This window comes from Pantoea sp. CTOTU46764, from assembly GCF_031974595.1.
GTDB lineage: Bacteria > Pseudomonadota > Gammaproteobacteria > Enterobacterales > Enterobacteriaceae > Pantoea > Pantoea trifolii.
Genome location: NZ_DALYOQ010000015.1, coordinates 68756 through 78197, shown reverse-complemented (window position 1 = coordinate 78197; position 9442 = coordinate 68756). Strand labels below are relative to the sequence as shown.

Here is a 9442-nt window from a genome sequence, read left to right as displayed (position 1 = left end):
ATCGCTAACGAAGGCGACATCAGCAGCCGTTACATCGGTAACATCAAGCTGTTCGGTACTCACTCAACTATCGAGCTGCCGAAAGGCATGCCGGGCGAAGTACTGCAGCACTTCACGCGTACGCGTATTCTGAACAAGCCGATGAATATGCAGCTGATGGGTGATGCACCGGTGCACGAGCGTAGCGAACGTCGTCCATCTGCTGGCGGCGAACGCCGTGGCAATGGCGCACCGCGCGGTGAGGGTGCTCCACGTGGCGAAGGCGCTCCACGTCGCTTCTCCGAGCGTCGTGAAGGTGGCCGCGAAGGCGGACGCTTCAGCCGTGAAGGTGGCCGTGGCCCACGTCCAGAAGGCGCAGCTGCACCACGTCGTCGTGACGCATAAGCGTTAAACGCTGAAAGTAAAAAGGGACGCTGATGCGTCCCTTTTTTTATGCCGGTGGAAAGTAAAGTTTACACGCCGCCGGCAATCAGCACGCGTTCACCACTAACATATGCCGCCTCTTCCGATGCCAGAAACAGCGCGACTTGCGCCACATCTTCCGGCAAGCCAAAGCGTCCAAGTGGGGTAGCGGCAATCAGCTGTGCTTTCAACTCCGGATGCATCTTCTTCGCCGCCAGCAAACCTTCGGTCAAAATAATGCCGGGTGCTAACGCATTGACGCGAATATTGCGTGGCCCAAGCTCGCGTGCGAGGCCCTGCGTCAAAGTATCGATCGCGCCTTTAGTTGCCGCCCACAGCACCGAACCGGGCGTGCTGCGTTGGCTATTTAAGGCGCTTAGGTTGATGATGGAACCGCCGCGAGCGGGGAAATGTTTTGCCGCCTGCTGACACACCAGCAAGGTGCCCAGCAGATTCACATTCAGCTGCTGATGCATTTCGCTGATGCTAAGGTCGGCAAAGTCACCGTGGTGAAAAATGCCGGCGTTATTCACTACAATATCGGGTACGCCAAACTGCTCAATGCTGCTAGCGAACAGGCGCTGCACATCGGCCTCGCGTGAGATATCAGCCTGGACGGCAATGGCGTCGCTACCCAGCGCCTGGATGTCGGTCACCACATCCGCCGCACCCACTTCGTCCTGAAGATAATTCACCACCACCCGAGCACCGGCCGCCGCGAAAGTCATGGCGATAGCGGCACCAATGCCTTTCGAAGCGCCCGTCACCAGCGCAATTTTGCCTTCAAGTGTTTTCATCGTGTCTCTCCACCTGAGATTTCGGGGAAGATAAAGCATGCGCTGTCCATACAATCGGGCGGTAGCGCAATCCTGCAAGCTTCTTGCACGATCCTGCAAATCTGCTGCTCAAGGACTAGGCGCAACGCCAGCGACAAGCGAGAATATCAACTCAGTGATTTCTTATCGCGGAGCGCAGAACGCATGATTCATCAGGAACAATGGCAGCAGTTGGTGGCAATCATTGCCCGCCACGCGCCGCAGGATGGTCGTCACTATTGCCCAATCGATTTTCTCTCTTTCGGCCGCAGCTCTCAGCCCACCAGTTTGGCGCATGTGGCGACCTGGGCCAGTTTTGCCCTGATCGCGCAGGGGCAAAAAGCGCTGCGCATGGGCGATGAAGTGATACATTACGGGCCGGGCGATTTACTGCTGGTGACGCTCGATATGCCGGTGCAATCCTGCGTGGTCATGGCGACGCCAGAGAAGCCGAATCTCGGCGTGGGCATCACCATCAACGAAACGCGTCTGATGCGTTATCTGGAACATTTTCCACACCATCATCTCGGCAGCACGGCGGTTAGCGAGCGCGGTATCGCCGTGCATAAAGTTGCGCCGCCGTTGGTGGATGCAGTGATGCGTTTGGTGGCGTTGCTGGATCATCCGCAGGACATTGCCGCGCTGGCACCGTTAATTGAGCAGGAGATTTTCTATCGTCTGCTGACCGGGCCAGAAGGACCGCGCATTCTCAACATGGCGTTGACGGAGCGGCCAGGCAACAAAGTGGCGCGTGCCGCACGCTGGCTACGGGAAAACTTTCACCATCCATTGAAAATGGATCATCTGGCGAGCAGCGTGGGAATGAGTATTTCGTCGCTGCATCATCACTTTAAAGCGGTAACGGCGATGACGCCGATGCAGTATCAAAAGCAGCTGCGGCTCAACGAGGCGCGTCGTTTGATGCTGATTGAGAAGCTGGATGCTGGAACGGCGGGTTATCGGGTGGGTTATCAAAGTGCTTCGCAGTTTAGTCGCGAATACAGCCGCTTTCACGGCCAGTCACCGGCGCGTGACGCGCGAACCATTGCGGTGGGTGCAGAGTGGGTGAACCCACCGCAATGAGGTTTACAGCGTGCGTGCCGCTTCCATTGCCAGCGCGAAGGAGCGCAGACGCGCCTGCGAATCGTAAATCTGGCCGTTAACCATAATTTCATCCGCCTGGGTTTCACGCATCAACGCGGCGAGGCCGCTGCGCACTTTATCGCTATCGCCGACAATCGACATGCTCAGCGCCTGCTGCACGCCATATTGCTCGGACGGTGACCACAGATTATCCATGTTCTCCACCGGCGCGGGCAGCGGACCCGGTTTGCCGCGACGCAGATTAATAAACTGCTGCTGCATCGAGGTGAACAGGAAGCGCGCATCACGCTCGCTGTCGGCCGCCACCACGTTGACGCACACCATCGCATACGGCTTCGCCAGACGCGCCGAAGGTTTAAATTTCTCACGATAAATATGCAGCGCCTGGAACAGCAGATCGGGCGCGAAATGCGAGGCAAACGCAAACGGCAAACCAAGCTGAGCGGCCAATTGCGCGCTATACAGGCTGGAACCGAGCAGCCATACCGGAATTTTCAATCCTAAACCTGGCACCGGTTGAACTGGCGGATGTTCACCCTCTTCGGCGTCAAACCAGCGAATCAGTTCAGAAACATCTTCCGGGAAGCTGTCTGCCTGGGCGCTGGAAAGATGACGACGCAACGCCAGCATGGTGCGTTGGTCCGAACCGGGCGCGCGGCCCAGTCCCAAATCGATACGGCCAGGATAAAGCGATTCGAGGGTACCAAACTGTTCGGCGATCACCAGCGGCGCGTGGTTGGGCAGCATGATGCCGCCTGAGCCCAGGCGCAGCGTTTCGGTATTGGCGGCTAAATAGCCGATCAGTACTGCGGTCGCGGCGCTGGCAATCCCCGTCATATTATGGTGTTCAGCCAGCCAGTAGCGGTGGAAACCCAGCGCTTCTGATTGACGGGCCAGCGCCAGCGAATTATGGAACGCATCGCGTGCAGCGGAACCTTGTGGAATAGGCGCCAGATCCAACACGGACAGGCGAACAGTTTTTTTCTCAGACATGGGCACTCCAAATAGGGATGGCGCAGGTGTTTAGTCGGACCTGCGCTTGTGAGTATTACTCATCGTTACCCATATTAAAACTGCTAATAACCGCAGGAATATAGCCGGAATGTGCCTTTACCGCTCGCCTTCAAGCGCCATCCCGGCCAGGCGACGCCAATATCCGTTGCAGTCGCTGCCGCGCGCCATCATCAGCGGGGCCTGACCGGCTTCGTTGGCGCGGAAGCGATCCACTTCGGCGAGCGTGCTTTCGCCCTGTGGCGACAGACGCACAATGTCGATCCAGTTATGCATGCCGCTCAAATCATTGCCGAGGTTGTAGCAATAGCCGCTCATGGTCTGAATGCCGTTGAGGACAAACACCTGCTGGCCTTCCTGTGAAAGCACGCGGCGGCCAGTGGGATAATTGATGCAACAGGTTTGGCAATCATCCTTGCCACGATTCTCGGCGCGTGCGGTAAAGCAGCGGGCCGACAACGCCAGCGGCAGATGGCCATAACCGAGCACTTCCACCTCAAATTGCTCGCGCACGCCGGCCACATCGCACTGCTGCAGCAGCTGAATCAGCCAGTCGCGGGACATCTCCACCGGAATGCACCAGCGCGTCATGCCTTCTTGCAGCAACAGTTGCAGCGTTTGCGCGTTATACACGTTGAGGGTTGGTCCGGCGACAAACGGCAATTTGCGCTCTGCTGCCATGTTCACGGTGCCGATGTCATTGGCTTCCAGCAGGAACTCACCGTTCTCGACATAGCGTCGCAGCTCCTTCACTTCCGAGGGTGACTGCAGCAGTGCCAGCGTACTCAGCACCACTTGCTTACCTTGCAGCGCCAGCATGCGCGCGATGTCCATCCATTGATTAAATGACGTCGCGCGTCTCTTGCTGCACACCGCTTCGCCGAGATAGATGATTTCGGCACTGCTCTCGGCGGCGCGTTGATAAAAGGTTTCCAGCGTTTCTGTTGGCCAGTACCACAGCACCGGCCCGATGGCGTATTTCATGGGATCTCCTTATTGCCAGTCGCGGTGATAAGCACCGAGCGTGGTTTGGCTGCCTTCTGATAACTCGCCCAGCGCCTGCATCCAGGGGTCCTGCACGACATACTGCTCAGGCGATGCCATGCAGCGATCGATGGCCTGACGCCACACTTTTGCCACCTGCGCCACATACGCCGGGCTGCGCTGACGCCCTTCAATTTTCACCGAGGCAATGTTGGCGCGCAGCAGTTCTGGCAGCAGCGACAAGGTGTTCAGGCTGGTGGGTTCTTCCAGTACGTGATAGCGCTGGTTATCCACTTCATAACGGCCCTTGCACAATGTGGGATAGCCTGCGCTCTCGTCGGGCGCGTAGCGATCAATCAGCACTTCATTCAGGCGTGATTCCATGCCCTTGGGCGTCTGTTGCCAGCGGACAAATTTCGCTGGCGAGCATGCGCCTGCGCTGTTAGGCGACTCGCCGGTCAGCCAGGATGAGAGATAGCAGCGGCCTTCGGCCATAATGCACAGGCTACCGAAGGCGAACACTTCCAGCGGCACCGGCGTTTCTCGCGCCAGCTGTTTGACCTGATGCATCGAGAGCACGCGCGGCAGCACAACGCGGCTAAGTTGAAAGTGACGATGATAAAAATGAATGGCCTGCAGATTGGTGGCGGAGGCTTGTACCGAAAGATGACGCTCAACCTGCGGATAGCGTTTGGCCGCGTACTCCAGCGTGGCAATATCCGCCAGAATCAGCGCATCCGCGCCGTTCTGAGCGGCAACATCAATCGCGCTTTGCCAGCGATTCATCCCATCAGGATGGGCGAAGGTGTTGATGGCCACATGTAGTTTGCGGCGATGCTGATGCAGATAGCGCGCGGCTTCAGCCAGTTTCTTATCGGTAAAATTGAGGCCAGCAAAGTGGCGGGCATTGGTATCGTCTTTCAGGCCGACATACACCGCGTCAGCACCATGCTCCACCGCCGATTTCAGCGCAGGCAAATTCCCCGCCGGACACAGCAGTTCCATAGATTTTCCTCCCCGGATTCTGAAGCCGAAGAGTGTAAATAACTGACCGGACAGCAATGTTGATTTAAGGCAGTGAAAGCGGCATTGATGATCGGGAGTGAAGCTTTTTCGTCCAGACAGGTGGCGATTTCCTTGATCTCAGTGGAGGCGACGTCGGTCAGATGTGGCAAAATAGATGAAATTTTCTGAAGGGAATATCGATAATGTTTGCGCGCTTACGCGGTCTGATTGTGGAAAAAGGCCCAGAATTCCTTGCTTTACCCGTTTCCATTACCCCTTTCTCGCTAAAAAAAGCTATTCTGCAACAACTCCTAAACTGGCAATTTCGTCATGCTTTGTCTGAAGGTGAGTTAGACTTTCTGGAAGGGCGTTATCTGGGGATCGAGGTTGCCGATGTGAATCTGCGCTGGATCACCACCCTGCAAGCAGGGCGCCTGACCGTTTCGCGCGACACCGAGGCTGATGTCTGGTTTCGTGGTGAAGCCAACGATCTGTTGCTGGTGGCAGCACGCAAAGCGGATCCCGATATGTTGTTCTTTCAACGCCGTTTGGTGATTGAAGGTGACACGGAGCTGGGACTTGAGGTGAAAAACCTAATGGATGCCATTGAACTGGATGCCATGCCCACGCCATTACGCACGGGATTGCAGCAGCTCGCTGCTTTTATTGAGGCAGGAATGAAACAGGACGCGAAGGCCGCTGAGGCGCGCGCGGGGATCTCATGTTGATTCGTACTGAAATTGGCGTTGATGCAGCAGGCATCGATAGCCTGTTAAAGCGCAGTTTTGCTACCGCTGCCGAAGCGGAACTGATACAGCAACTGCGCGAAGATGGCTTGCTGACTCTTGGTGTCGTTGCCACGGATGATGAAGGTCAGGTGCTGGGTTATGCCGCTTTCAGTCCGGTGACCCTGCAAGGAGAAGACCGCAACTGGGTAGCGTTGGCGCCGCTCGCCGTGGATGAATCGATGCGCAAACAGGGCCTTGCTAAACAGCTGGTGTATGAAGGATTGGATTCACTTAATGAGTTCAGCTACAGCGCCGTGGTGGTGCTGGGCGATCCTGAGTTTTACAATCCACTCGGCTTTGAACCGGCGGCACGTCATGGTTTGCACTGTCGTTGGTTAGGCAGCGAAGCGGCCTTTCAGGTGTACAAACTGGCTGACGATGCGTTTGTTGGTGCAGAAGGGCTAATCGAATTCGCCGAGCCGTTTAATCGTTTCGACTGAACCAGGCCACTAAGCAGGGCGGCTGCTGCGCAACCAGCAGCAGCTTTTGCGCGCGGCTCAGCTGCTTCACCTGATACTCGAGGCGTGACGCCGCAGCGCGATCGCCGGCATCGCAATGAAACACCAGCGTTAAGGGCCCTTTGCCACGCAGCGAACGCGCGCCGCGTCCTAGCTGATGTTGTTGCAGGCGACGGTTAACATCGGTGGTGATGCCGGTATACAGCATGCCCGCGGCGGTTTGTAGCAGATAAAGCTGCCAGCCTTGTTCCATCATACTCATCTCGAAAATTAGCTGGCAGGCAGTGTAGCGCGCTTCATGCCGCATCGCTATTCGCCGCACGGAGTTCGATTTTGTCCGACCATGCTCATCTGATTCGCTACTTAAAAAAACAGCACGTGCTGTCGTTATCTGCCAGCCACGGCGACGATCTGTGGTGCGCCAACTGCTTCTATGTGTTTGATGCCGCAAACATGGCGTTCTGGCTGATGACCGAGCCGGATACGCGCCATGGCGCATTAATCCAGGAAAATCCTCGCGTGGCGGGCACGGTAAATGGCCAGCCGAAAAGCGTGTTGTTGATCAAAGGCGTGCAGTATCGCGGCGTAATCCAGCTGTTAAATGGAGAGCGGGAAACGCTGGCGCGTCACGCCTATCAGAAGCGTTTTCCGGTGGCGAAGAAAGTCACTGCGCCGCTGTGGGAAATCATGCTCGACGAAGTGAAGATGACTGACAATGCGCTGGGCTTTGGCAAGAAGATTGTCTGGAGCCGGCCGTAGGGTCGCCATTTATGGCGACCTCAATGCGGGAAAAGATCAGGCCGCGTTCAAAATCCGCAGCGATTCGCGATTAAACGCGGGCAGGTCTTCAGGCGTGCGGCTGGTGACTAACTTGTCATCAACCACCACTTCTTTATCGTAAAAATCCGCACCCGCATTACGCAGATCGATAGCGATGGCTTTTACGCTGGTCATTTTGCGGTCGCGCACGCCATTCGCGCTGATCAGCAACTGTGGGCCGTGGCAAATGGCAAACACCGGCTTGCCGCTGGCGACAAACTCTTTAGTGAAGTTGACGAAGCGATCGTCACCGCGCAGAGCATCGGGAGAGTGTCCGCCGGGCAGCAGCAGCGCATCGAACTCGGCTGCATTCACATCATCAATAGACTTGTCGATGTTGACTTCAGCTTTACCCTGTTTACCTTTGACGATGTTTCCGGCCTTAAACTCGATGGTAACCACTTCGTGGCCTGCCTGAGTGTAAGCCTCCGCCGGTGAGGTAAACTCTGAGTCTTCAAATTCATCGGTAATCAGTACCGCTATTTTCTTGCTCATCTTTTTTCCTCCTTGTTGATCACGAACCTTATGTTCGTTGCACTTCTAACCCAACAAGCCTGGTAGCCATGTCGCAAAACGCAAGCCAGTCGGCAATTCTCACGGGAGGTAAATTTCCGCCCCGGATCAAGTTTAGGCGATTTCCACATGGCGGAATGAAATGACCTGAATAACACTAAGGCCTATCCGCCGCGTATCTCAACGCGGCATCGTTATTCAGTTGAATACGGAATTTTGTGATGACTCAACTCTCTTCTCACTTCCCCGCGACACGCTTCGCCTGGTGGAAACCGCTGCTGTTCCTCGCCGTGGTGGTAATCGGTCTGTGTTATGTCAAATGGCAGCCTTATTACGGCAAAGCCTTTACTGCCGCCGAAACGCACTCAATAGGTAAATCAATTTTGGCCAATGCGGCGGACTCACCGTGGCGCGCAGCGCTCGATTACGCCATGGTCTATTTTCTCGCCGTGTGGAAAGCGGCGGTGCTCGGCGTGATCCTCGGATTGCTGGTGCAGGTGCTGATTCCACGCGCCTGGCTGCTGCGTCTGATGGGCAGCTCGCGCTTTGGCTCGACGCTAATGGGCACTGGATTAGGTTTGCCTGGCATGATGTGCAGCTGCTGTGCCGCGCCGGTGACCGCTGGCTTGCGTCAGTCGCAGGTTTCCAGCGGCGCGGCAATGGCGTTTTGGCTGGCGAATCCGCTACTCAATCCCGCAACGCTGATTTTTATGGGTTTTGTGCTCGGCTGGAATTTTGCGGCGATTCGGCTGGTGGCGGGTTTAATGATGGTATTGGGCATCGCGTGGCTGGTGCAGCGTAGTGTGCCGGATCAGACCGTTGCCGCGCCCATTATCCCGGCACGCGATGAGCAACCGTTTCTGACGCGCTGGCTGTGGGTAATGTGGCGGCTGTTTTGCAACACCATTCCGTTGTATATCATCGCGGTATTGTTGCTCGGTGCCGCCCGCGTTTGGCTGTTCCCGCACGCGGATGGCGCGGTGGGCAACACGCTGTTTTGGGTGATGTTGATGGCGATTGCTGGCTGCCTGTTTGTGATTCCCACCGCGGCGGAAATCCCGATTGTGCAGACCATGATGCTGGCGGGCATGGGCGTTGCGCCCGCGCTGGCGTTGTTAGTCACGCTGCCCGCCGTGAGTGTGCCGTCGTTATTGATGTTGCATCGCGCCTTTCCCGCACGGGCGCTGTGGATCGCGCTGATCGGCGTGGCAGGCAGCGGCATGCTGCTCGGCGTGCTCGCCTTGTGGCTGGCGTAGCCACCAAATCTTCTGATTGCGGCTGCCGCGCCACAGCAGCCGCGCATCTTTTTCCGCTTCGATAAAACGCCCGTCAATCAGCACATCAATTTCATCCACCACTTCGCGCTGCGCCGCACTGAGTTCCGCCATTTCGTAGCCGGTCCACAGCCAGATATCCTTATCCGGACATTCACGTCGCACGCGTTTCACCAGGCGGCGCACATGCGGCACGTTATGCGGATGCAGCGGATCGCCGCCGCTCAGCGACAAGCCCTGACGCGGAATGCGCCGATCGTTAAGATCGG

At 56.7% G+C, this 9442-nt stretch carries 13 protein-coding genes; 6 read left to right on the top strand and 7 right to left on the bottom strand.

The annotated features are described in order from the left end of the window. A partial coding sequence (locus tag RTM06_RS07990; RefSeq protein WP_312181230.1) for a DbpA RNA binding domain-containing protein occupies positions 1 to 384 on the top strand: 384 nt, incomplete at its 5' end. Between the two features lie 68 nt (positions 385 to 452). Here the strand turns inward: RTM06_RS07990 and RTM06_RS07985 are convergent. Further along, positions 453 to 1199: a glucose 1-dehydrogenase gene (locus tag RTM06_RS07985; protein ID WP_312181228.1), complete on the bottom strand. Its 747-nt coding sequence runs from the start codon at positions 1197 to 1199 to the stop codon at positions 453 to 455. A gap of 183 nt (positions 1200 to 1382) precedes the next feature. Between RTM06_RS07985 and RTM06_RS07980 the strand changes: the two genes are divergently transcribed. Beyond that, the gene (locus tag RTM06_RS07980; RefSeq protein WP_312181226.1) at positions 1383 to 2300 is read left to right on the top strand and encodes an AraC family transcriptional regulator; all 918 of its coding nucleotides are present in this window, start codon (positions 1383 to 1385) and stop codon (positions 2298 to 2300) included. Between the two features lie 3 nt (positions 2301 to 2303). On the opposite strand, the gene RTM06_RS07975 is transcribed toward RTM06_RS07980, so the two are convergent. The 3 genes from RTM06_RS07975 to RTM06_RS07965 all read right to left on the bottom strand — a co-directional run bounded on the left by RTM06_RS07975 (position 2304) and on the right by RTM06_RS07965 (position 5321). After that, positions 2304 to 3314 carry a luciferase-like monooxygenase gene (locus RTM06_RS07975; protein WP_265300879.1) on the bottom strand — a complete coding sequence of 337 codons (1011 nt, stop codon included), beginning with the start codon at positions 3312 to 3314 and terminating at the stop codon, positions 2304 to 2306. A 117-nt stretch (positions 3315 to 3431) separates the two neighbouring features. Beyond that, positions 3432 to 4316: a U32 family peptidase gene (locus RTM06_RS07970; protein ID WP_312181223.1), complete on the bottom strand. Its 885-nt coding sequence runs from the start codon at positions 4314 to 4316 to the stop codon at positions 3432 to 3434. 9 nt (positions 4317 to 4325) lie between these two features. Further along, positions 4326 to 5321, bottom strand: coding sequence for a peptidase U32 family protein (locus RTM06_RS07965; RefSeq protein WP_312181222.1), 996 nt, complete (start codon positions 5319 to 5321; stop codon positions 4326 to 4328). A 203-nt stretch (positions 5322 to 5524) separates the two neighbouring features. Between RTM06_RS07965 and RTM06_RS07960 the strand changes: the two genes are divergently transcribed. After that, positions 5525 to 6049, top strand: coding sequence for an SCP2 domain-containing protein (locus RTM06_RS07960; RefSeq protein ID WP_312181220.1), 525 nt, complete (start codon positions 5525 to 5527; stop codon positions 6047 to 6049). Next, on the top strand, positions 6043 to 6549 hold the full coding sequence (locus RTM06_RS07955; protein WP_312181218.1) for an N-acetyltransferase: 507 nt from the start codon (positions 6043 to 6045) through the stop codon (positions 6547 to 6549). The genes RTM06_RS07960 and RTM06_RS07955 overlap by 7 nt, the downstream gene beginning before the upstream one ends. On the opposite strand, the gene RTM06_RS07950 is transcribed toward RTM06_RS07955, so the two are convergent. After that, positions 6533 to 6820, bottom strand: a complete 288-nt coding sequence (locus RTM06_RS07950) for a GIY-YIG nuclease family protein (protein ID WP_061718453.1) — start codon at positions 6818 to 6820, stop codon at positions 6533 to 6535. The two genes, RTM06_RS07955 and RTM06_RS07950, sit on opposite strands and share 17 nt — an antisense overlap. An 80-nt stretch (positions 6821 to 6900) precedes the next feature. Here RTM06_RS07950 and RTM06_RS07945 point away from each other — a divergent pair, with 80 nt between their 5' ends. Further along, the gene (locus RTM06_RS07945; protein WP_312181216.1) at positions 6901 to 7326 is read left to right on the top strand and encodes a YhbP family protein; all 426 of its coding nucleotides are present in this window, start codon (positions 6901 to 6903) and stop codon (positions 7324 to 7326) included. 36 nt (positions 7327 to 7362) lie between these two features. On the opposite strand, the gene RTM06_RS07940 is transcribed toward RTM06_RS07945, so the two are convergent. Continuing rightward, positions 7363 to 7881, bottom strand: a complete 519-nt coding sequence (locus RTM06_RS07940) for a type 1 glutamine amidotransferase domain-containing protein (RefSeq protein WP_312181214.1) — start codon at positions 7879 to 7881, stop codon at positions 7363 to 7365. 239 nt (positions 7882 to 8120) lie between these two features. Between RTM06_RS07940 and RTM06_RS07935 the strand changes: the two genes are divergently transcribed. Then, positions 8121 to 9155, top strand: a complete 1035-nt coding sequence (locus RTM06_RS07935) for a permease (RefSeq protein WP_312181212.1) — start codon at positions 8121 to 8123, stop codon at positions 9153 to 9155. On the opposite strand, the gene RTM06_RS07930 is transcribed toward RTM06_RS07935, so the two are convergent. Continuing rightward, the coding region (locus tag RTM06_RS07930; protein ID WP_312181211.1) for a 4Fe-4S cluster-binding domain-containing protein at positions 9048 to 9442 on the bottom strand (395 nt) is incomplete at its 5' end. The two genes, RTM06_RS07935 and RTM06_RS07930, sit on opposite strands and share 108 nt — an antisense overlap.

Bases quoted from the DNA above. Each gene is read 5' to 3' on its own strand.
- RTM06_RS07960 (WP_312181220.1), top strand. From the start codon at position 5,525: ATGTTTGCGCGCTTACGCGGTCTGATTGTGGAAAAAGGCCCAGAATTC.
- RTM06_RS07955 (WP_312181218.1), top strand. From the start codon at position 6,043: ATGTTGATTCGTACTGAAATTGGCGTTGATGCAGCAGGCATCGATAGC.
- RTM06_RS07970 (WP_312181223.1), bottom strand. From the start codon at position 4,316: ATGAAATACGCCATCGGGCCGGTGCTGTGGTACTGGCCAACAGAAACG.
- RTM06_RS07940 (WP_312181214.1), bottom strand. From the start codon at position 7,881: ATGAGCAAGAAAATAGCGGTACTGATTACCGATGAATTTGAAGACTCA.
- RTM06_RS07985 (WP_312181228.1), bottom strand. From the start codon at position 1,199: ATGAAAACACTTGAAGGCAAAATTGCGCTGGTGACGGGCGCTTCGAAA.
- RTM06_RS07935 (WP_312181212.1), top strand. From the start codon at position 8,121: ATGACTCAACTCTCTTCTCACTTCCCCGCGACACGCTTCGCCTGGTGG.
- RTM06_RS07965 (WP_312181222.1), bottom strand. From the start codon at position 5,321: ATGGAACTGCTGTGTCCGGCGGGGAATTTGCCTGCGCTGAAATCGGCG.
- RTM06_RS07980 (WP_312181226.1), top strand. From the start codon at position 1,383: ATGATTCATCAGGAACAATGGCAGCAGTTGGTGGCAATCATTGCCCGC.
- RTM06_RS07975 (WP_265300879.1), bottom strand. From the start codon at position 3,314: ATGTCTGAGAAAAAAACTGTTCGCCTGTCCGTGTTGGATCTGGCGCCT.
- RTM06_RS07950 (WP_061718453.1), bottom strand. From the start codon at position 6,820: ATGGAACAAGGCTGGCAGCTTTATCTGCTACAAACCGCCGCGGGCATG.